Raw genomic sequence first — 20,478 nt, forward strand, 5'->3', positions numbered from 1 at the left:
ATGGCTTGCTTCTTCAACTCAAAGCTATACGATTCAAACTTCTGTCCCTTTTTTGCCATAACGAGAAGCACCCCCTATAGTATTCATCGGTTTTAAACACAGGGTGTTTATCCAATGTCCACTATAAGGGGTGCACTTCACGCGGAGGGAGGTTTTTTATACGTCGGCCGCCCCGTTTTCTACCGATGTGCTTCTTCCTCTTCGCCGGGGACGAACGCGTCGACCGCCTCCGACAGCGCCGGGTCGACGATATCGATATCAAGGTCCCGGAACGGGAACGGCTCTTCCGCATGCCGCTCCAGCCCCGCCAGATGCGACTTGGCGTCCGCTAGCAGCTTGTCGAGCCGAATGCCCAACGTGACGGGCGGATGCCCCTCCAGCTTGCGTACCGCCGCCGCCAGCAGCTTCACGCCGCCGTCGATATTGCCGTTCCGATGGTGGTACAAGCCGACCGCTACCTGCAAAAGCCCTTGATACAGCGGGTCCCGCGCTTCCTCGAGCCACAGCTGCTCCATGACCTCGTGGCATTCGAAGTAGTCCCTCTCCCGGTTAAAATACGCGACGAACGCGACGTACAGCGGGTCGTAGCGAGATGCCGGCACGCCCGGCGCGGACGAGTCCGAAGGTCGGGGATGTTCTGTCACGATCGATTCTCCTTCTTCGCCAAGACGAGCGCGGCGCCGATTTGCTCCGAAAGCTCCCGCAGGCGCCAAGGGTCGTCCTCCGAGCCCCATAACTCGCTAAAACGGTTTTGAAATTGCTGCGCTTCCTTCGCCCGATTGTAGAAGTACAATTGCTGGATGTCGTTGAGCACTTGGCTGACGAGCGAAGATTGATCCTCGAACAGCTTTTGCGCTTCTACGATTTCCTCGCGGATTTGGGACATCTCCTCGTCCAGCTTGAAGGACGCTTCCGCGGCGCTCTGCAGCCGCTCTCGGATATGCTCCGGCAGATTGCCCCGGAACTTGTAGCTGAGGGAATGCTCGATCGTCGCCCAAAAATTCATTGAAAGCGTGCGGAGCTGAATTTCGGCTAAAATCTTTTTCATGCCGAGCGCCGTCTGTACCATGTACTCCACGATCATATGATAGCTGCGATATCCGCTTGGCTTATAATTTTTAATATAATCCTTCTCGTAGAGCACCTTCATATCCTTGCGCGCTCGGATCAAATCGGCCATCTGCTCGATATCCGCCACGAACTGGCACATGATGCGGATCCCTGCGATATCCTCGATGCCTTCTTCCAGCTTTTCCATCGGAACGCTTAACCGTTTCGCCTTTTCCAATATGCTGGATACGCGCTTGACCCGCCCCGTCACGAATTCGATCGGCGAATATTCTTCCCTCTTTTTCATCTCTACGCGCATCGACTTGAACTTCACTTTCAACTCTTCGACCGCTTGCTCATAGGGAATGAGGAATTTCCCCCAGTCTCTACCGTCCATTCGAGTCACCTCCTGTCGCCATGGACGCTTCAGGCTCACCCTCGGCCGACCGCCTCGGACACGTTGTTGAAGCCGTCCGCTCGGACGCGCTCCCGAATGCCCTCCGCCAATCGCCGAACGAGGCCGGGGCCTTCGTAAATCAGCGCCGTGTACACCTGTACGAGGGAGGCGCCGGCCCGTATCTTTTCATATGCGTCGTCGGCGGTAAAGATGCCGCCCGAGCCGATGATCGGCAGCGTCCCGCCCGTGTGCCGATACACGTCGCGAATGACCTCCGTCGATCGGATGCGAAGCGGCTTGCCGCTTAAGCCCCCGGCTTCGTTCGCATGACGATGGGCGAGCCCCTCCCGCGACAGCGTCGTATTCGTCGCCACTAAGCCGTCGATGCCGGAAGCGACCACTGCGGCCACCGTATCGGCCAGTTGCTCGTCGGTCAAGTCCGGGGCGATCTTGACGAGGATCGGCTTCTTCCCGCCGTCCGCCGACGCCGCTAAGACGTCTCTCGCGGAGGCGACCGATTGCAGCAGCTGCCGCATGTCGTCGCCCTGCTGCAGGCTGCGCAGTCCCGGCGTGTTCGGCGAGCTGACGTTCACGACGAACGCTTGCCCGTGTCCGTACAAGGTTCGCAGGTTGCTCACGTAGTCCTCGAATGCGGTTTCGTTCGGGGTCGATTTGTTTTTCCCGATGTTGACGAAGAGCGGGACCGGCAGGCGGCAACCCGCCAAGCTTCGCGCCATCGCCTCCGCGCCGACGTTGTTGAAGCCCATGCGGTTGATTAAGGCCTCATGCTCCTTCAGCCGGAACAGTCTCGGCTTTTCGTTGCCGGGCTGGCCCTTCGGCGTAACGGTGCCCACTTCGACGAAGCCGAAGCCCATGGCGGCGAACGCTTCCGCCGCCGTTCCGTTCTTGTCCAGACCGGCCGATAAGCCGACCGGATGCGGGAAGGACAGTCCGAACGCGGTCGTCGCCAATTCCGCCGTCTGCGGTACGCCGTACAAGCCTCGTAAAGCCGTCAACGCGCCGGGAATGCGCGGCGCGGCGGACAAAGCGTCTATCGTCCAATGATGCGCCCGCTCGGGGTCGAGCCGGAACAACACCGATTTCGCCAATGTATATAACATATAATCCCCTGCCCGTTCCTTCTTGGTCTATCTCCATAGTGTAAAAGTTTTCCCATGAAAAAGAAAGCATCGCGCCCGGATCCGTTGAAATGGGCACAGAAACCGTTTACAATAAAGATGCGTATCTTTTACCTGACGTCACCGAAGGAGAGAATAGTCATGGCCAAGCGAAAGACGCTGCCGCCGCTGCGGAAGCCGAAGCGAGACGAAGGCAACCCGAAGGCGCTCCAAATTACCGGCGTCGCGGTCGGCGTTGTCGTCCTCTTATTAGTCGCCTTAATCGTGTTCGTCAATAATTAAGAAACTTCCCATTATGCGGGGCTGTCTCCTTCGACGGAGGCGGCCCTGTTTTCGTAGAACGCAAAAGAGCGGCCCCCCCGTCGGGAACCGCTCCACTTGCTTCGAGTCGATTAGTCTCGCAACAGCACCGTCGTCGTCTCGGCGTGCCAGTCGACGGCGACGCCGATCTGCTCCGCGAAGAAGCGCACCGGGACGTACGTCCGGCTTCCTTCCACGTACGGCGCCGCGTCGATCGCCACGGTCTTCGTCGTCTTGCCGACCGTCTGCGTCACTTCCAGCTTGCCGACCGTCAGCTTGATCGTTCCGCTCGCGCCGGTCAAGACGATATCGTTGCCTTCGAAAGCGACGTCATAGCCCATCGCTTCCGCGATCGCCCGCACCGGCACCATCGTCCGGCTCGAACGAATTTCCGGCTGCGCGTCGAACGTGACGGCCTTGTTGTTATACAGGACGCGAATGCTGCCGTTCGCGGTCCAGCCGTTCGGCAAGGCGTAAAACTCGACCTTGCGGATCTTGTTATTATACATATCCGCGATGTACAGGTTCCCGCTCGCGTCGATCGCGACGTCCGACGGATAGTCGACTTGCGCCTTCTCGTCGACGCCGTTGACTACGCCGTATTCGCCGTTCGCGTTGCCGACGACCGTAACGACTTTCCCGTCCTTCAAGTACCGGATGCTGTGATTCAGGCTGTCGGCAATATACAAGCCGCCGTCCTTATCGAGCGCCAGCCCTTTCGGGCTGTAGAACCGTGCGTCAGCCGCCGCGCCGTCGACGTAGAAGCCCTCGACATACAGCGCCTCGTCCGCGTACGTCCCGCCGCCGGCGACCGTCGTTACCGTGCCTGCCGCGAAATCGATATAGCGGATGCGCTGGTTGCCGGTATCGCTGACGTATAGATTGCCTTTGGGGTCGATCGCCAGACCCGCCGGCTCGTTGAAGAGCGCCTGCGCAAGCGGCCCGTCTTTGAAGTCGCCCGCTTCGTCGATGACGCCCTCGAACACTTCGACGGTCCGTTCGGAGAGCGCGTTAAGCGTCGTGACGCTTCCGCTCGGGTCGATCTTTCGAATCGCGTGATTCAGCGTGTCCGCGACGTAGACGTTACCGGCCGCATCCACCGCGACGTCGGACGGCGCGTAGAATGCCGCCGCTTCGCCTTTGCCGTCCTCAAGTCCGAGGACGCCGTTGCCCGCCAGCGTCGTAACGTTGCCGGCCGCATCGATTTTTCGAATCGCATGGTTGTCTTTGTCGGCGACGTATACGTTGCCCTTCGCGTCGGCCGCGAGCCCGACCGGGCTCCAGAAGAAGCTCAAGTCGCTGGTGCCGTCCCCGAGCGCGCCGACCGGCAGACCGGCGTCGTCGAACAACACCGATACCTCCGTACCCGCGAAGTGGGACACTTGGCCGTCCTTGACGATGCGAATGCGGTGGTTGCCCGTGTCCGCGACGAGCACGGAGCCGTCCTTCAACACCAGCACGCCGCCCGGATGCCGGAACGACGCTTCCGCCGCGGCTCCGTTCAACTCGTCGTATTGCCCGCTCCCCGCGGCGTCGAATGTCTCGATCAACGGACGGCCTTCCGGAGAATACAATGCCGCGCCGGCGACGGCCGCCCCTCCGAAGAGGAGCGTTGCCGCCAAACCGCCAATCCCTAAAGTTCGAATAATTTTCATATGATCTCCTTATAAGTTCCCAGAGGCTGTGGTAACCAAAGTCCCGTTTACATAAACCTTAACGTCTATTGCCTCACCGGATGCATTCACGAACTGCCAGTATACGAGTTGCATCGCGGTATCCGAACCGGTTACCTTGAACGGAATTGTCGCTGCCGTCTCGCCCGTCGCCGAGAATGCGACGCCCTCAGTTGTATTGAACAAAGTGAACGCGTAGATACTCTCCACCATTGACACTCCGTTGATTGTTCCGTGGTGTGGCGTCAACGCATCCACCGCTATCGAACTATTAGTAAACTTAGTCGTATTGTAATAAGACGATTGCGAATTCCCTGCGATATCCGGCTTATGCAAGAAGTTGAGCTGCAGGCCGTAAATCTTGTTGGCATCTGTAAAGTTCTTCAGTTGAACTAGCACGTCGAACGTATCGCCCGTTGTGGCGCCCCTCGTGATATAAACCTCAGGAATAACCGTTGGTGCCGGGCTAACATTGAGCGTCGTGGGAGGACTACTCTCGCTTGCGGCGAAGCTCGTCGACGACGGCGTAAATTTCGCCGTAAAGTTACGCGTTCCTGTCTCCCCCGAAACCGTCCATGGGATATTCGCGACGCCGTTCATTAGCTCGACAGGGTTCGAAACCGCCGTAGCTCCCTCGTAAAGCGTAACCGTTCCGACCGGCGTCCCCGCACCGCTCGCATCCGGCGTCACCGTCGCCGTGAACGTGACGGTCGAGCCAAGCGCCGGCGCCCCGTTGGATACGGTCAATGCCGTCGTTGTCGCCGTCGTTGCCGTAATCGACTTCGTGCCTTCGCTCGACGAGAACTTCGTCGAGTCCGGGGTATAGACCGCCCGGTACGACTTACTGCCCGCCGCCCCGGAAACCGAAACGTTGCTGAAGGTCGCGACGCCGTTGGCGTTCACCGTAACGTCCCCGGACATCTGCGTGGTGCCCTGATACAGCTTAACCGTTCCGGTCGGAACGACCTGACTCGGCGATTTAGCAGATACGGTCGCCGTGAACGTCACCGAGGTGTTGAGCGCCGGCGACTCGTTGCTGACGCCAAGCGCCACTTCCGTAGTCGCCGCCGAGACGGTCAACGTCTTCGGCATGGACGTATTCGACTGCGTCGTCGACGTCGAGGACGTAAACACCTCAAGCTGGTTTGCCCCGACCGCGAGCTTCGCGAGGCTGTCTGCGGCGGATACGTTCAGCGTCGCCACGCCGTTCTGTGTCTGCACCGTGCCGAACGTCACCGTCGAACCGCGAAGCTTGAACGTCACGTTCGTGCCGTTCGGCACCGGGGTCCCGGAAGCGGTCCGCGTTGCCGTCGCGCTCAGGGTGAACGGCTCGCCCGCGACGATCGACGACTTCCCGAGCGTCAGCGTCGTTGTCGTCCCGACCGTCGTCGGCGTCTCGTTGCCGCCGTTATTGTTGTTATTGTTGTTATTATTGTTATTGTTAGAGTTCTGTTGCTGTTGTTGCTGCTGCTGCTGTTTCTGCTCTTTCTTCTGCTCGACGCGCTGCTGAAGCGCTTGACGCTCCGCTTCGGTCAGCGTCTCCAGCTTCTTCTCGACCGCTTGTTGCTGCTTTTCTTCTTGCTTCTGCTGGTTTTGCTGTTGCTGCTCTTGCTTCTTCGTCTCGATTTGCTCGAGAACTTGTTGGTTGTTCGTGATGACTTCCTGCTTCTTCTCTTCCTTCTGCTGCACATTCTGGTTCGTCTTCTGCTCCGCCTGCTGACGCCGTTGCTGGCGCTGTTGCTCCGCTTGCGGATCTACGCCGGCCGTCCGATCGATCGGCTTCACTTCCCGCGTCAAGTCGAACTGACGATCTTGGCTTTCAATCCCTTGGTTGGCCGTTTCGATGATTTCCCCGGCTTCTTCCTCGTCGATCGTCCCGGTGTCCACCGCGGTCTTAAGAATGTTGAACAACGCATTCTCGACGTTCGCTTTATACCGATCCAGGGCTTCCTGCTCTTCCAGACTCAACGTACTCTCTTCTTCTGCGTCATCGCCCTCGGAGAGTTCGTTAATGATCTCTTCGTTTTCTTCGTCGATCTCCGTCTTATTCTTCAGCATCGCCGCGATGACGCTTTTGTCGGCCTTATTGACGATTTGGTTCGGATCGACGTATTCGACGCCGGCATCCGGCGGCGCATCCGGGTATACTGTAACTTGCTGCGAAGGCAGCACTACGGTGGAATCGTCTTGCTCCGGATCGCTCGTCGACACCTTGCCCGCGCTGACGAACATCGTCGGCAAGCCGGTAATCGGATCGATCGACACCGTAAAGTGCGTTCCCCGCACGCCCATGACCGCGGTCGGCGTGTCTACCTTATATGTATTGCTGGTACCCGTCATCTTCTGCACGTTGTTATACATCGAGCCGGCCCATGTTTTCACGGCCGTGTCCGTGCCGCCGCTTGCGTTCGCCTTCAGCTTCGACAACGTGCCGCTCCAGTTTTCGCCGAGCACGACCTCGTCGTCCCGATCGGCCACCTTGAGCGTCAAACTGCTGCCCTTCTCGACTTTGATCTTGTCGCCTTCGTTGAGGCCCATGCCGTTAAATACACGAATTTCCTTCGAACCGCCAGCCTTCGTCACCTTCACGGTGCCGGTCACGTCCGTCACCAGCGCGTACCGGGTCGACGCGCCGAAGGCCGTACCGCCGAACATGCTGAAAACAACGGTGAAAACCAACATCGCGATCGCCCATCGTTTCGCTCTTCTCACTATCTCGTCCTCCTACCTATCGGCGTTGAATAAGGGAACGCCCACCCCCATTTTACGGCGTTAAGGACGACCACGCAATGAAAATATTACGAAATGGGAGAAACGCAAAAAACCTTCCTTCGCCTGTTAGGCTCTGGAAGGCTTGTCGTTCGATTTCCTGCTCTTAGTTGTCGAACGGCGAATCTTGAATTTTGATCGAATCCGTCGGGCAGCCGTCGGACGCATCTTGAAGATCGTCGTACAAATCTTCCGGAATTTCCGTCACGCCGCGGTTGTTATCGCCGTCATAGATGACCTCGGCAAGGCCTTCGTCGTCGTAATCGTAAATGTCTGGGGCAGTCGCGCCGCATGCGCCGCATGCGATGCAGGTCTCTTTATCTACCCACGTATACTTTGCCATGAATAATTCCTCCCTATTCTCGTCCCTTGATGTTGCAAGCCTCACTAGTCATCATAATACAACCTTGTTCAAAATTCAAACGATATCGGACGGCGAATTTCCCGTCAGCAATCGCCTCGAAAGCTCGTCCACGAGCTCGTCCAATTCGTGGAAATAATAAACCGAAATCCCCGCTTCGTTTTCCTTGGAGAAGATTCCCTTCGTCACGGCCGCGACGACCGGCGGTACCGCGCGCTCAAGCTCCGCGGCCTGCTCCTCCGTGCGAAAGACGAATACCTTGGGCGCGTCGGAACGGGCGAAGCCGACCGCGACGACGACGTCGAACGCTCCTTCCGGATCGAAGCCGCCGGCCGGCGTCCCCGGTCCCGATGCGAAACGCACGTCGCTCGCGCCGGCGACGGCAAATTTCTCCCGCAAGTCGTCGGACGGCGACTCCGCCTCCACGACGGCCAGCACGCGCAGGCTCCGGCCATGGAAATATCGCGCCACCTGCGCCGCCAGCGTCGCCCTCCCGCTGTCTGCATGGCCGACGAAGGCGACTGCGGGCGTAAATCGCTCTGCTCTCATTGTTCCTCATTCCTCTCCAAGTGATCCATCTGCAGCGACGTGCCTCGTTCCTTCTTATTTCTTATCCGGGTCGCCGGATCGTCCCCGAGCATGCCCGCGGTCAAAATCGCGCTTTCCCCGAATTTGTCCCGGATGCGATCCATGACGTTCGTCAATTCCGCTTTCTTTGGCTGCTCGCGAAACTCGAACAGATCGAGCTGCTGCGGCACGTCTTCCTTAGGGCGCAGGTTTTGGCACGCGATGCCGAGAAGCCGGACGGGCGCTCTCGCCGGCCAATGCTTCTCGAATAACGCGCAAGCGGCCCGATGCACGGCCGCCGCCTCGTCGGTCGGGGCCGGGAGCGTCGTCGCGCGGGTGATCGTCTTCATATCCGGCCGCCGTATCGTAATTTGCACCGTCGCCGCGATCAGCCCTTTGCGCCGAAGGCGCCGCGTCACTTGATCGGCCAAGTTCAACAATACCCGTCGCGCCTCCGCGGGCTCGGTTACGTCCTCCGGCAGCGTCACCGTATGTCCCACCGATTTCGCTTGCTCCCGCCCGGCGACGACCGGCGCGTCGTCCCTCCCGTTCGCGGCGCGCTTTAACCAATGCCCGTTCGTCCCGAAATGAGAGACGAGGAACGTTTCGTCCGCGGCCGCGAGCGCGCCGAGCGTCCGAATGCCGAGCCGCTCCAGCTTCGCCGCGGTCTTGGCGCCGATGCCGTGCAGCTCGACGCAGGGACGGGGCCACAGCACGTTCGGAACGTCGCGCAGCCGCAGCACCGTAAGACCGTTCGGCTTCTTGAAATCCGACGCAATCTTCGCAAGCAGCTTATTGGGAGCGACGCCGATCGAGCAAGGAAGCCCCAATTCCTCCCGAATGCGCCGCTGAAGCTCCTCGGCAATCGCGAGGGGCGGGCCGAATTGCTTAGAGCCCGTAATATCGACGTAACATTCGTCGATCGACACAGGCTCCACGAGCGGCGACACGTCGCCGACGATACGCAGGAACGCGAGCGAATAGCTTCTATATAAATCGAAATCCGGCTTCAATAGAATTAACTGCGGGCAAAGCCGCATCGCCTCCCGCACCGTCATGCCGGTGCGCACGCCGCGGGCGCGGGCCGGGTACGAGGAGGTGACGACGATGCCCTTGCGCGCTTCGACGCTGCCGGCGACCGCCGTCGGCTTGCCGCGGTACCGTTCCGGCTCCGCCGCCTCGTGCACCGAGCAATAGAAAGCGTTCATGTCGATATGCAATATGACTCTCCCGCTGCGCGGGTACGCATCCGCGTTTTCCATCGTTCGATCCCGTCCTACCGGCTAATGCCTACAGCATACTCGCGAGGCCGCGCCCGGTCAAGCGAGCCCCCCGTAGGGAAAAGGGGTACTCCATCCCACCAAACCGTGCTATAATATTCGAAATACGCGCATTTACGGAACAAGAACGAAAGCAGGGAGGACGCCGGCATGCCGCAGCAAGTCACCATCTTCGATACTACGTTACGCGACGGAACCCAGGGCGAAGGAGTCAGCCTGACCGTCGAGGATAAATTAAAAATCGCCGCCAAGCTGGACGAATTAGGCATTCATTATATCGAGGGCGGCTGGCCCGGCAGCAACGGGAAGGACATCGAGTTTTTCAAGCGGGCGCCGTCCCTGCAGCTTAAGCACGCCAAGGTAACGGCCTTCGGGAGCACGCGCCGCAAGGGCGTAAAGCCGGAAGACGACGCCAATCTGCAAGCCATTCTCGACTCGGGCGTCCGGGTCGCGACGATCTTCGGGAAGTCTTGGGACTTCCAAGTGACGACCGCGCTGCAGACGACGCTGGAAGAGAACGAGGCCATGATCTACGATTCCGTGAAATATTTGAAGTCGCAAGGCCTCGAGGTCATCTACGACGCGGAGCATTTCTTCGACGGCTATAAGAATAATCGCGAATACGCGCTGGCGACGATATTGAAAGCCGAAGCGGCCGGGGCCGACTGGATCGTGCTGTGCGATACGAACGGCGGCTCGCTGCCCGGCGAGATCGGCGCGATCGTCGCCGACGTCGTCGCTTCCGTCAAGACGCCGGTCGGCATCCACGCGCATAACGATTGCGAGCTCGGCGTCGCCAATTCGCTCGCCGCCGTTCAAGCCGGCGCACGGCAAGTTCAGGGCACGTTCAACGGCGTCGGCGAGCGCTGCGGCAACGCGAATCTCGTCTCCGTCATCCCGAACCTGCAGCTGAAGCTCGGCTATCAATGCGTGACGGACGAGCAACTCAAGACGTTGACGAACGTCGCCCGTTACGTCAGCGAGATCGCGAACGTCAGCATGCCGGTCAATCAGCCGTACGTCGGCAGCGCGGCCTTCGCCCACAAAGGCGGAATCCACGTATCCGCGGTGCTTCGTCACTCGAAAACTTACGAGCACATCGAGCCCGAGCTTGTCGGCAACCGCCAACGCGTTCTCGTCTCGGAGCTGGCGGGCCAAAGCAATCTTGTATTTAAAGCGCAAGAACTCAATCTTGACTTCAACTTGGAAAACGAATCGACGAAGCGTCTCATCCAGACGATTAAAGATATGGAGCATCGCGGCTACCAGTTCGAAGGCGCGGACGCGTCGCTCGAGCTGCTGATTCGCAAGGCGTACGACAAGCAAGAAAACGTCTTTACGATCGAATCGTTCAAGCTGCTCGTCGAGAAGACCGGCGACAACCCGGTCGCGTCCGAAGCGATCGTGAAGGTGAAAGTGCATGGCGAGACCGTATATACGGCCGCGGAAGGCAACGGACCGGTCAACGCGCTCGACAACGCCCTGCGCAAAGCGCTGGAGACGTATTACCCGGATATCCGAGACATTCACTTAACGGACTATAAAGTGCGCGTCATTAACGATCAAGACGCGACGGCCGCCAAAGTGCGCGTGCTCATCGAGTCGTCCGACTATAACGCGACTTGGAGCACGGTCGGCGTCAGCGAGAACGTCATCGAAGCGAGCTGGGAAGCGATTCTCGACAGTATCCGGTACGCATTGATCGGGCGCACGGTCGTGCTCGACAACCGCGAAGAGCGCGTCGAACGCGTCGGCATCATTAATCACTAACGCGCTGAATCATAAGGAACGAACAAAACCTCCCGCGATTTTCGCCGGTCCCCTGCTTTTTAACGGGTATCCGCGGAATTTCGGGAGGTTTTTTTCGTAAGGCAAGGACCGGGATTTTTATCGGTCAATTAATTTCACGAGCCTGCGCTCGAATTCGGCATGCCCCGGCAAACCGACGATCATATCGCGCACGACGCCGTCCCGGTCGATAAAATACGACGTCGGATACCCCATGACCCGATACAAATCGTACACCTCGCCTTTGCGGTCCAGCAGCGTCGGAAATTTATATTCGTATAATTCTATGAACGCTCTTACGCTCGCCATGTCGTCGGTGTCGATGCCGTTGACGCCGTAAATATCCACTCGATCGCCGTACTTTTCGTACAACGCCGACAAAATCGGCGCCTCCAAGCGGCACGGATCGCACCAGGACGCCCAGAAATTCACGATTACAGGCTTCTCCCGTTCTCCTCGTTGGATGCCCAGCCTGCCGCCCTCGATCGTCTCCAGCTCGAAGGTCGGCGCAAGGTAGCCGATCTTCGGCGCGACCTCCGTCGGCGTAGCGACGGTTTGCGCTGCGGCCAGCTGCTGCACGATCGCGATCGCCGCGAGCGCGACGACGAGTCCGAGCGCCGCCCATGTTTTCCTCATGTCGATGCACGCACCTTTCCTGCCCTTTATGATACCCGTTTTCCCGTAAAAATTCCACGCCGCGGCCGCCCTGCTCGTTTCCATCCCTTCCCCCGAATGACGGTTTCCGACGTCGGGTACATTAGGTTTATTCTTCTACCGGAGGAGTCGATTCGGGTTGGAAAAGACAAAGTCGCGAAGATTGAATATTTCGTTCGAGAGCGACATGGAGGAGCACGAGCCGGAGGCTTCGGCCAAGGGAGGCGGCTCCGGCAAGGACAAGCAGCCGCAGTCGAAGGGAAAGATTTGGGAATTCATCGCGATCGCCAGCATTCCGCTAGTGCTCGTCCTCGGCAACTCGATGTTGGTTCCGATCTTGCCCGATATGCAGCGCGAGCTCCATGTCAGCGATTTCCAAAGCAGCTTGGTCATTACATTATTTTCCGTCACTGCGGGCGTATTTATTCCCGTCGTCGGCTACTTATCCGACCAATTCGGCCGGAAAGCGATCATCATCCCCTCTCTGATCGTATACGGAGCAGCGGGCGTGCTTGCGGGCTTCGGCGCGGTTTGGGGATCGTATTCCGTCGTCATTTGGGCCAGAGCCCTTCAGGGACTGGGAGCGGCCGGCACGGCGCCCATCGCCATGGCGCTGGTGGGCGACTTGTACAACGGCGCGACGGAGAGTAAGGCGCTCGGGTTAACCGAGGCGTCGAACGGCTTCGGCAAGGTCGTCAGTCCGATTCTCGGCGCGGCGCTGGCGCTCATCGTTTGGTACGCCGCATTCTTCGCCTTCCCGCTGTTTTGCGTCCTGTCCCTGCTCGCCGTTATGTTCCTGATTAAGGAGCCGCAAGAGAAATCGAGCGGGAAACAGCCGCTCGGCAAATATTTGCACACGATCGGCCAGATTTTAAAGGGGAAAGGACGCTGGCTCATTACGTCGTTCTTCGCAGGCAGCCTCGGGCTGTTTACGTTGTTCGGCATCCTGTTTTACCTGTCGGAAATTTTGGAAGAGAAGCCCTACAGCTTGGACGGCGTTATCAAGGGACTGGTGCTCGCCATCCCGCTCGCCGGCCTTGTCATTACGTCCTACACGACAGGCAGCGTGATAAAGAAGAACGGCACGCTGATGCGCTGGCTTATGAACATCGGCTTGATTTTATCGACCGCGTCGCTCGGCCTTACGCTGGTGTGGAACAAGGAGCACCTCGTCGCCTTCATGGCGCTGATCACATTAAGCAGCGTGGGAACCGGCTTGCTGCTTCCGTGCCTAAATACGATGATTACCGGCGCCGTGGACAAGAGCCAACGCGGGATGATCACGTCGATCTACAACAGCTTGCGCTTCCTCGGCGTCGCCGCCGGACCTCCGCTGATCGGCGCGCTGATGGAGAACAACGAAAACATCGTGTTCATTATGCTTTCGTCGCTTGCGTTAATCGCCCTCGCGCTCGTCTTTTTCCTCGTGCGACCGGAGCCGAATATCGCCCGCAAGCCGCAGAAGGCGTCGTAACGATATCGTGGAACGCGAACAGAACAAGGGCTGTGTCGAAGGCGGAAATCCTCCTTTCGACACAGCCCTCTTCGCTTCCTGTTCAGGTCTGGCTTAAATACGAATACAGCTCCCCAAGCGTATGGATATTGCGGTCCCGTACGACGCGGAGGAACGACACCCACAGCTGCGCGGTCATTCGCGAATCTTCGAGCGCGTGGTGACGCACGGTGATCGGGATGCCGTGTTCTTCGAGCAGAGCGTCCAGGGAATAATCCTTGCGCTTGGGCTCCAGCCACTTCGCGATCATGATCGTATCGAGCACCCGATGCGTCATGTGCACCTTAGACGTTCGCCACAAAGCGGCGTTCAAAAATTGTTTGTCATGCGCCGACGCATGGGCGACGAGCATGCGCCGATCGACGAATTCGAAAAACTGCCGCAGCCCCTCCATGACGCTCGGCGCCGACGCCGCATCCTCCCGCCGGATGCCCGTCAGCTCGACGATTTCCGCAGGAATATCCCGCTCCGGATTAACAAGCGTATAGAACGTCTCTTCCTCGACGATCCGTTCCCCTTTGACCGCGATCGCGCCGAAGGACAATATTTCGTCGCCGCCGGCGGCATGAAAGCCGGTCGTCTCCAGGTCGAAGACGACCACCTCCACCTCGGACAACGGCGTTTCCATGATGAAATCCTTCCGCTGCCGCTTCATCACTTGACGAATGAACGCCATCTGCTGCGCGTTCTGGGGGTTAAAGACCGAATGGATCGCCGGCGGGAGACCGCCCATCTTGTACAGAGACCACATCCCTCTCGGGGGTCGATTGCGTTCCTTCATAGGTGCCCCTCCGTACCGAAGGTTCGCTTTAAGAGCCGCTGCAAGCTCGCGCCGACGCGCAATGCGTCTTTCAGTTCCCGCTTTACTTCCTTCGTTAGCGTCTTGGCCGCCAGGATGCCTTTGGTCGTATAGATTCCGTTCTCGAGCCGATACGGCGTCATCGTCCTTAACTTCAGGATCGTGCGGAACGCCTCGCTCCACCGGCGCGCCGATTCGGGCGACACGCGGCCGCTCAGCTCTAAGGCGCTTATGCGTTCCAACGTCGACGTCGCTTCCGCGCCCTCGCCGAGGGACAACAATCTTATCGCGTTCACCATCGGAAGATAAGCGCCGTATTTCAAATCGATGCCGCCGGCGTCTTCGCCGTAACGCTCCGTCAGTAAATTGCCTAAGACGCCCACCAACACTTTGTACCGAAGCGTATTTTGCAGCATTCTAGGCAGCATCGTCTCCCGCTCGGCCGCGACTCGCGCGAACAGCTCGCCGCGCAGCGCTTCGGCCAGCCGGACGTCCCCATAGATCGGCCGGGCATCCGCCAAAATCAATAAATGCCGAACGGTCTCGAACGCCGGCCGCTCGAACCATTCGGACAGCGTCGCCCGCCAGCCGTCGAGCGATTTCCGCCACGCCGGGTTGGAGACGAGCACCTTGCCCTCGCACGGCGGATAACCGACCGCCTCCAAATCCGACTGAAAGGCGGCGCCCAGCTCCGCCATATAACGTTCGGCCGCTACGAGGTCGGCGCCCGGCGCGACCTCGTAGACGAGACCGTTGTCTTGATCGCTCCACAACGTCTGCTCCTTGCGCCCGCCGCTGCCGAACAACACAACGACAAACGAAGAAACGGGCGGAACGCCCGGATAGGACGTTCGGACCCGTTTTTCGGTCATGGCAAGCGTCGTTCGAATAAGCGCGTCGTGCAGTCGGTTGACAACGTCCACCGTGACGGCGCCCTCCGCGAAACGGGCTGCGTCGAAAGCTTCGTGGATGTTGTCTCGAAGCCCCCGAAGCTCGGTTACGTCCGAAGCTCGGAGCGCTTGACGTTCTATTTCGTCCCACTGCAGCATTTCGACGACAGCTCCTTTTCTAAGGTTCAAATGCTTAAGGATATTAGCCGTTAACCGAGGACTTCTTCATTTGCTCCGGATAACCGTATACGCCGTGCTCGCTCAAGTCAAGACCTACGATCTCCTGCTCTTCCGTGACGCGCAGGCCGACGATCGCTTTAATAATCAAGAGCAGGACGAAGGAGACGACGAAGGCGAACAAACCGGATACCGCCACCCCGTAGAATTGCACCCACAGCTGGCTGAAGCTGCCCGTGTAGATGAGGCCCGCTTCGCCGATGCCTACTCTCTCGACGAGCGCCGGGGAAGCGAAGATGCCGTTGGCCAACGTCCCCCAGATCCCGACCGTGCCGTGAACGGAAAGCGCGTAAATCGGATCGTCGATTTTCAGCTTCTCGAACAGCTTCATGCTGCCGTATACCAAGACGCCTGCGACCAAGCCGATGACGACCGCCGCCCAAGGGTCGACGAAAGCGCAAGAGGCAGTGATAGCGACGAGACCGGCGAGCGTACCGTTAAGCGTGGTCGTAATATCGGCTTTGCCGGAAGACAACCAAGAGATGAACATCGCCGCTACCGCGCCGGCGCCCGTCGCGATCATCGTCGTAAAGCCGACGTAACCGAGGAAACCGTCGCCTACGGACAAGGTGGAGCCTGCGTTAAAACCGAACCAGCCGACCCACAGAAGCAGTACGCCGAGCGCCGTATACACCTGGTTGTGGCCGTGAATTTCGTTCGCCGTACCGTCTTTGTTAAATTTGCCGATACGCGGCTTCAAGAGAATCGTAGCCGCAAGCGCCGCCGCGGCGCCGGTCAAGTGAACGACCGTAGAGCCGGCGAAGTCTTGCTTGTGGCCCGTCAGCCACCCGCCGCCCCAAATCCAGTGCGCGATCACCGGGTAAACGAGAGCCGTGAACAAGATCGAGAATAACACGTACACCGACAGCTTCGCGCGCTCCGCGAATCCGCCGAAAGCGACGGTGAGGGAAATCATCGCGAATGCGAGCTGGAACAAGAAATCGATGGAGGCGGGGTACCCTTCTTCGGCGCCGATCGGCGGAGCGAAGAAGAAGCTGCCCGTCGCGATGAACGGATTGGAGTTTTCGCCCCAGATAAAGCCGTAGCCGACCGCCCAGAATACCAACGTGCCGAGGCCGACCGTGAAGATCGTCTTGCCGGCGACGTGGCCTGCGTTCTTCATGCGAGTGGAGCCCGTCTCAAGCAAGATAAAGCCGCCTTGCATCAGGAGAACCAGAATGAAAGAGAGCATAAGCCAAATCGTGTTCAAGCCCATATCGAGCACCGTGCTCGACGGTCCTTCGGACGCGAAGGCTAGCGTCGGGAACAGCATGCTCATCGCGCTTCCTGCCAAAAGTACCTTTTTCAACATCTGTGACCACTCCTCGTTTGTGTTACGTTATCTAACACGTTTTGAAAACCTTAATGCCATTATAAGCATGAAGTACCACATTGACAATAGTTTTTTTAGTTTTAACAAAATTACTTAACATGAACGCTGATTCCAACTCTATATTCGGACGTAAATCATCATAAGTGTTAGTTTTATTTACACTTACAATAAATCACAAGCGCCGCGTTCACAATTTTGTCCAGACTTTCGGAAACCGTAACGTTTGACTGTATGCTTTGGGGTTCGTTATCATAGAAGTATTATTAGGAAAAAATTTATACGTAACGCGAGGTGAGGCAGGTGGGGATAGAAAGCTGTTCAAAATCGGCGAATTGGCGGCGCTGTGCGAGGTAAGCCCCCGCACGATCGACTATTACACCAAGATCGGTCTGATCGAACCGACCGAACGCTCGTCGACCAATTATCGCCTGTACGGAGACGAAACCTTGCAACAGCTGAAACGTATTGAATGGTTGAAGCAGCAAAAACTTACCTTAGAAGAAATCAAGGGGTTGCTGCTCGGCATCGGGAAGGTGACGTCCGAGGAAGCCGTGACCGATCGGTTGACGGCGCTGCGGCTGCAGATGATTCAACTCGAGCGAGAGGCGAAGGCAATCGCCCCGATCCTCGAGCAGCTCAAGCCGAAGCAAGCCCGCAGCCTGCTCAAGTCGCTGTCGCCGCAGACCGCCGCGTGCATCGAAGCGCTGCTGCTGCTGCTCGGCAAAGGTCCGCTCGTCTAAGCTTTCCAAGCGAACGTCTCTTCTTCATAGAATACATCAAGTTACGGAGGGCACATCGACATGCTACTTTTCCACCCTATGGATTTCTTGATCCTCATTGCGTTCGCCGTTTCGATTTGGGCGCAATTCCGCGTGAAAGGCACGTTCAAGAAGTGGTCGACCGTCGGCATTAGCAGCGGCCTGACCGGTTACGAAGCCGCTCGCCGCATGCTGGACAACAACGGCCTGCAAGACGTGCCGATCGAGCCGGTACGGGGCGTCTTAACGGACCATTACGATCCGATTCATCGGGTCGTTCGACTGTCCGAGCCGGTATATTACGAAAGCTCCGTCTCGGCGGTATCGGTCGCTTGCCACGAAGTCGGCCATGCGATCCAACATAAGTTTTCGTACCCGGCCCTGGTGCTGCGCCACCGGATGTTCCCGTTAGTGAATTTCACTTCGGGCGTCGCCCCGCTGCTCCTGATCGCGGGCTTCCTGCTCGGCGCGATGAACCTTGTGCTCGTCGGCATTATTTTCTTCTCGGCGGCCGTCGCGTTCCAGCTCGTGACGTTGCCTGTAGAATTCAACGCCAGCTCCCGCGCGCGCGAGCTGATGATCTCCGAAGGCTTTATCGCGAACGACGAAGAACGGGGCGTCGCCAAAGTATTGAACGCGGCCGCGCTGACGTATGTAGCCGCCGCGCTCATCTCCTTGCTGGAGCTCATCAAGTTCGTGATGATTTTCCTCGGCAGCAACAACGAAGAATAACGCGGTCCGTCCGTCCGACATACGAAAGCCGCCTCCCTCATGGGAGGCGGCTTTTGCCGTTGAAGTAGTCGACTACATAACTGCGGAACACTTCCGCGACGAGCGGCAGCTTCTCCCCGCGCCTTCGAATCAATCCGATCGTGCGCTGCACCTGCGGATCGGTGACCCGCATGCTGACAGGCATCATGGGACTTGTTTCGATCAACGCCATCTCGGGGAGCAAGCTCACGCCGAGGCCGGCGGCGACGAGGCCGCGGATCGTGTCCATCTCCTCCCCCTCGAAGCCGACGCGGGGCGAGAAGCCCGCCTTGCGGCAAGCCTCCAAAACGATCTGTCGCAAAGAATATTGCTCGCTGAACATGACGAAGGAATCCTCCTTCAACTGCTCCAGCCGAATTGTCGTATAAGACGCCAACAGATGGCTGCTCGGAAGGATCACCTTCAGCTCCTCGGTCAGCAGCAATTCCCCCTCCACATCTTCGCGATCCTCGGGGAAGGGCGAGATGAACGCCAGGTCGATCTCGCCCTCCAGCAGCTCTCGGATAAGAACGTGGTACGTTCCTTGCTTCAATACGAAGTTGACGTTCGGATGCTCGCCCCGATACTCCGCGATGACGCTCGGAAGGAGGTGGATGCCGAGGCTGTGCGGAAAGCCGATCCGAATCTCTCCCGCCTCGGGGTTCATAAACTCCTGCAGATCGAGCACGGCCCGGTCGAGGTCGGTCAGGATCGCTTCCGTCCGGCTGAGGAACAGCTTGCCTGCAGGCGTCAGCTGCAAATTCCTCCCCTTGGGCACGAACAGCGCGACCCCTAATTCCTCCTCGAGCTGGTGAATTTGCCGACTCACCGCCGATTGGGCGACCCGCAGCGTCTCGGCCGCATGGGTCACGTGCTCCAGCCGGGCCACCGTAATAAAATAATGCAATTGCCGAAGCTCCATGTCATCGCTACCTTCCTTGCAACACCCGATTGTATAATACGGTCAGCAGCAAGCCGCCGACGAAGCCGCCGAGGTGCGCGTAAAAGTTTATCCCCGGCACGACGATCGAGTAGACGACCCCGACGATGAGCAGCGTCTGCAGCTTCTTCCGGGACGCATCGTCGAAGGCGCGGCGCCGAAACATCATAAAGTACACGTACGCGCCGAAGACGCCGTACACCGCCCCGCTCGCCCCAAGGGACGATACTTCGTTATAAAAGACGTTCGTAAAAACATTCCCCATCAAGCCGGAAAATAAAAACAAGAACGCGTATCGGAACCGCCCCAACACGCGCTCGAGCGGCGGCGCGAAGACGAACACGGCGAACGCGTTGAACAATAGATGTCCGAAGTCGCCGTGCAGGAAGACGGAGGAGAGATACCGCCAATATTCCGGTTCGAAGCCGGGCCCCTTCAAAAAACCGCCGTACACTTGCTTTAGCGCATAAGCCGGCACGCCGGAAACATAACCGGCGATCGCGAAGCCGGCGTGGGCGACGACGATCGCCGCCAAGATCGCCGTATTCACCGGATAGAAGCAGACGTATTCGCGAAAGCTTTCATAGCGGAGAAACAAGCGGACCGCCTCCCTTCCCGTCGTTGGACTTTGGCTTTCCTAACATTATATAATATAAAAGGTGTTTCTAAGAAATGTCGATGAGGAGGAATTCAGGAATGGCAAACGAAAGAACCGGAGCAGCCACATTGAAGGGCAATCCGCTGACGCTGGTAGGCCCTGAGCTTAAAGTCGGGGACAAAGCTCCCGATTTCACGGTGAACAAGAACTTGCTCGAGACCGCCTCGTTGAAGGACTTCGCGGGCAAGGTGAAGCTGATCAGCGTCGTTCCTTCGATCGATACGGGCGTATGCGACGCACAGACGCGACGCTTCAACGAAGAAGCGTCGAAGCTCGGCGACAATGTCGTCATCTTGACGATTTCGACCGACCTGCCGATGGCGCAAGGCCGTTGGTGCGGCGCCGCGGGCGTCGAGAAAGTCACGATGCTCTCCGATTACAAAAACGTCTCCTTCGGCGACGCGTACGGCGTACATATTAAGGAACTGCGCCTGCTGATGCGTTCGATCTTCGTGATCGACGCGAACGACAATATCGCTTACGTCGAGTACTTGAAAGAGATGACGGAGCATCCGAATTACGAAGCCGCTCTGGAAGCCGTCCGCGCGTTGCAATAATCGATGTCGCGATAGCCAAGCCGCCCGAACGTCATGGAAATGACGGACGGGCGGCTTTCGTTTTA

20 protein-coding genes are annotated in these 20,478 nt (G+C 58.4%); 6 read left to right on the forward strand and 14 right to left on the reverse strand.

The annotated features are described in order from the left end of the window. Window positions 1-179 precede the first annotated feature (179 nt). The 3 genes from VEZ38_RS08845 to VEZ38_RS08855 are packed head-to-tail and all read right to left on the reverse strand — an operon-like array spanning window position 180 to window position 2,568. Window positions 180-644 (reverse strand): DUF309 domain-containing protein, encoded by a 465-nt coding sequence (locus VEZ38_RS08845; RefSeq protein ID WP_324892985.1) that lies wholly within the window; start codon window positions 642-644, stop codon window positions 180-182. After that, window positions 641-1,447, reverse strand: a complete 807-nt coding sequence (locus tag VEZ38_RS08850) for a GTP pyrophosphokinase family protein (protein ID WP_324892986.1) — start codon at window positions 1,445-1,447, stop codon at window positions 641-643. Before VEZ38_RS08850 ends, VEZ38_RS08845 begins: the two co-directional genes overlap by 4 nt. Window positions 1,448-1,482: 35 nt before the next feature. Continuing rightward, window positions 1,483-2,568 (reverse strand): quinone-dependent dihydroorotate dehydrogenase, encoded by a 1,086-nt coding sequence (locus VEZ38_RS08855; RefSeq protein ID WP_324892987.1) that lies wholly within the window; start codon window positions 2,566-2,568, stop codon window positions 1,483-1,485. A gap of 159 nt (window positions 2,569-2,727) precedes the next feature. On the opposite strand from VEZ38_RS08855, the gene VEZ38_RS08860 reads away from it, so the two are divergent. Continuing rightward, window positions 2,728-2,868 (forward strand): hypothetical protein, encoded by a 141-nt coding sequence (locus VEZ38_RS08860; RefSeq protein ID WP_324892988.1) that lies wholly within the window; start codon window positions 2,728-2,730, stop codon window positions 2,866-2,868. 110 nt (window positions 2,869-2,978) lie between these two features. Here the strand turns inward: VEZ38_RS08860 and VEZ38_RS08865 are convergent, their stop codons facing one another. The 5 genes from VEZ38_RS08865 to VEZ38_RS08885 form a co-directional block, all read right to left on the reverse strand. After that, entirely contained in the window at window positions 2,979-4,508 is a 1,530-nt protein-coding gene (locus tag VEZ38_RS08865; RefSeq protein ID WP_324892989.1) for a stalk domain-containing protein, read from the reverse strand. A gap of 42 nt (window positions 4,509-4,550) precedes the next feature. Continuing rightward, window positions 4,551-7,271, reverse strand: a complete 2,721-nt coding sequence (locus VEZ38_RS08870) for an Ig-like domain repeat protein (RefSeq protein ID WP_324892990.1) — start codon at window positions 7,269-7,271, stop codon at window positions 4,551-4,553. Between the two features lie 163 nt (window positions 7,272-7,434). Next, a complete protein-coding gene (locus VEZ38_RS08875) occupies window positions 7,435-7,671 on the reverse strand; it encodes a ferredoxin (RefSeq protein WP_138192153.1) in 237 nt (78 codons plus the stop codon). 75 nt (window positions 7,672-7,746) lie between these two features. Beyond that, the gene (locus VEZ38_RS08880; RefSeq protein ID WP_324892991.1) at window positions 7,747-8,238 is read right to left on the reverse strand and encodes a hypothetical protein; all 492 of its coding nucleotides are present in this window, start codon (window positions 8,236-8,238) and stop codon (window positions 7,747-7,749) included. Continuing rightward, window positions 8,235-9,518 (reverse strand): DNA polymerase IV, encoded by a 1,284-nt coding sequence (locus VEZ38_RS08885; protein ID WP_324892992.1) that lies wholly within the window; start codon window positions 9,516-9,518, stop codon window positions 8,235-8,237. The genes VEZ38_RS08880 and VEZ38_RS08885 overlap by 4 nt, the downstream gene beginning before the upstream one ends. 168 nt (window positions 9,519-9,686) lie before the next feature. On the opposite strand from VEZ38_RS08885, the gene cimA reads away from it, so the two are divergent. Next, window positions 9,687-11,306: a citramalate synthase gene (gene cimA, locus VEZ38_RS08890; RefSeq protein ID WP_324892993.1), complete on the forward strand. Its 1,620-nt coding sequence runs from the start codon at window positions 9,687-9,689 to the stop codon at window positions 11,304-11,306. A 117-nt stretch (window positions 11,307-11,423) separates the two neighbouring features. Here cimA and VEZ38_RS08895 read toward each other — a convergent pair whose 3' ends face one another. Further along, entirely contained in the window at window positions 11,424-11,960 is a 537-nt protein-coding gene (locus VEZ38_RS08895; RefSeq protein WP_324892994.1) for a TlpA family protein disulfide reductase, read from the reverse strand. Window positions 11,961-12,117: 157 nt separating this feature from the next. On the opposite strand from VEZ38_RS08895, the gene VEZ38_RS08900 reads away from it, so the two are divergent. Then, on the forward strand, window positions 12,118-13,452 hold the full coding sequence (locus tag VEZ38_RS08900; RefSeq protein WP_324892995.1) for an MFS transporter: 1,335 nt from the start codon (window positions 12,118-12,120) through the stop codon (window positions 13,450-13,452). 82 nt (window positions 13,453-13,534) lie between these two features. On the opposite strand, the gene VEZ38_RS08905 is transcribed toward VEZ38_RS08900, so the two are convergent. Genes VEZ38_RS08905 through VEZ38_RS08915 form a run of 3 tightly spaced genes read right to left on the reverse strand, consistent with a single transcriptional unit; the run spans window position 13,535 to window position 16,729 of the window. Then, the gene (locus VEZ38_RS08905; RefSeq protein ID WP_324892996.1) at window positions 13,535-14,272 is read right to left on the reverse strand and encodes an exonuclease domain-containing protein; all 738 of its coding nucleotides are present in this window, start codon (window positions 14,270-14,272) and stop codon (window positions 13,535-13,537) included. After that, entirely contained in the window at window positions 14,269-15,339 is a 1,071-nt protein-coding gene (locus VEZ38_RS08910; protein WP_324892997.1) for a DUF294 nucleotidyltransferase-like domain-containing protein, read from the reverse strand. Before VEZ38_RS08910 ends, VEZ38_RS08905 begins: the two co-directional genes overlap by 4 nt. Before the next feature lie 43 nt (window positions 15,340-15,382). Further along, complete coding sequence (locus VEZ38_RS08915) at window positions 15,383-16,729, reverse strand: ammonium transporter (protein ID WP_324892998.1); 1,347 nt, start codon at window positions 16,727-16,729, stop codon at window positions 15,383-15,385. Window positions 16,730-17,082: 353 nt separating this feature from the next. Between VEZ38_RS08915 and VEZ38_RS08920 the strand changes: the two genes are divergently transcribed. Together VEZ38_RS08920 and VEZ38_RS08925 are read left to right on the forward strand one after the other, a co-directional pair. Beyond that, on the forward strand, window positions 17,083-17,490 hold the full coding sequence (locus VEZ38_RS08920) for a MerR family transcriptional regulator (protein WP_324892999.1): 408 nt from the start codon (window positions 17,083-17,085) through the stop codon (window positions 17,488-17,490). A gap of 60 nt (window positions 17,491-17,550) precedes the next feature. Beyond that, window positions 17,551-18,240, forward strand: a complete 690-nt coding sequence (locus VEZ38_RS08925; RefSeq protein WP_324893000.1) for a zinc metallopeptidase — start codon at window positions 17,551-17,553, stop codon at window positions 18,238-18,240. A 37-nt stretch (window positions 18,241-18,277) separates the two neighbouring features. Here the strand turns inward: VEZ38_RS08925 and VEZ38_RS08930 are convergent, their stop codons facing one another. Continuing rightward, the gene (locus VEZ38_RS08930) at window positions 18,278-19,180 is read right to left on the reverse strand and encodes a LysR family transcriptional regulator (RefSeq protein WP_324893001.1); all 903 of its coding nucleotides are present in this window, start codon (window positions 19,178-19,180) and stop codon (window positions 18,278-18,280) included. Between the two features lie 7 nt (window positions 19,181-19,187). Continuing rightward, a complete protein-coding gene (locus VEZ38_RS08935; protein WP_324893002.1) occupies window positions 19,188-19,796 on the reverse strand; it encodes a rhomboid family intramembrane serine protease in 609 nt (202 codons plus the stop codon). A 98-nt stretch (window positions 19,797-19,894) separates the two neighbouring features. Between VEZ38_RS08935 and tpx the strand changes: the two genes are divergently transcribed. After that, complete coding sequence (gene tpx, locus VEZ38_RS08940) at window positions 19,895-20,413, forward strand: thiol peroxidase (protein ID WP_324893003.1); 519 nt, start codon at window positions 19,895-19,897, stop codon at window positions 20,411-20,413. Window positions 20,414-20,478: the final 65 nt, after the last annotated feature.

The sequence above is a fragment of the Paenibacillus sp. genome, assembly GCF_035645235.1.
Lineage (GTDB): Bacteria > Bacillota > Bacilli > Paenibacillales > YIM-B00363 > Paenibacillus_AE.

What these genes read in the sequence shown, in the direction of transcription:
- cimA (WP_324892993.1), top strand. Translation starts at nt 9,687, where the DNA reads ATGCCGCAGCAAGTCACCATCTTCGATACTACGTTACGCGACGGAACC.
- VEZ38_RS08905 (WP_324892996.1), bottom strand. Translation starts at nt 14,272, where the DNA reads ATGAAGGAACGCAATCGACCCCCGAGAGGGATGTGGTCTCTGTACAAG.
- VEZ38_RS08880 (WP_324892991.1), bottom strand. Translation starts at nt 8,238, where the DNA reads ATGAGAGCAGAGCGATTTACGCCCGCAGTCGCCTTCGTCGGCCATGCA.
- tpx (WP_324893003.1), top strand. Translation starts at nt 19,895, where the DNA reads ATGGCAAACGAAAGAACCGGAGCAGCCACATTGAAGGGCAATCCGCTG.
- VEZ38_RS08925 (WP_324893000.1), top strand. Translation starts at nt 17,551, where the DNA reads ATGCTACTTTTCCACCCTATGGATTTCTTGATCCTCATTGCGTTCGCC.
- VEZ38_RS08860 (WP_324892988.1), top strand. Translation starts at nt 2,728, where the DNA reads ATGGCCAAGCGAAAGACGCTGCCGCCGCTGCGGAAGCCGAAGCGAGAC.
- VEZ38_RS08915 (WP_324892998.1), bottom strand. Translation starts at nt 16,729, where the DNA reads ATGTTGAAAAAGGTACTTTTGGCAGGAAGCGCGATGAGCATGCTGTTC.
- VEZ38_RS08875 (WP_138192153.1), bottom strand. Translation starts at nt 7,671, where the DNA reads ATGGCAAAGTATACGTGGGTAGATAAAGAGACCTGCATCGCATGCGGC.
- VEZ38_RS08885 (WP_324892992.1), bottom strand. Translation starts at nt 9,518, where the DNA reads ATGGAAAACGCGGATGCGTACCCGCGCAGCGGGAGAGTCATATTGCAT.
- VEZ38_RS08910 (WP_324892997.1), bottom strand. Translation starts at nt 15,339, where the DNA reads ATGCTGCAGTGGGACGAAATAGAACGTCAAGCGCTCCGAGCTTCGGAC.
- VEZ38_RS08930 (WP_324893001.1), bottom strand. Translation starts at nt 19,180, where the DNA reads ATGGAGCTTCGGCAATTGCATTATTTTATTACGGTGGCCCGGCTGGAG.
- VEZ38_RS08855 (WP_324892987.1), bottom strand. Translation starts at nt 2,568, where the DNA reads ATGTTATATACATTGGCGAAATCGGTGTTGTTCCGGCTCGACCCCGAG.
- VEZ38_RS08895 (WP_324892994.1), bottom strand. Translation starts at nt 11,960, where the DNA reads ATGAGGAAAACATGGGCGGCGCTCGGACTCGTCGTCGCGCTCGCGGCG.
- VEZ38_RS08850 (WP_324892986.1), bottom strand. Translation starts at nt 1,447, where the DNA reads ATGGACGGTAGAGACTGGGGGAAATTCCTCATTCCCTATGAGCAAGCG.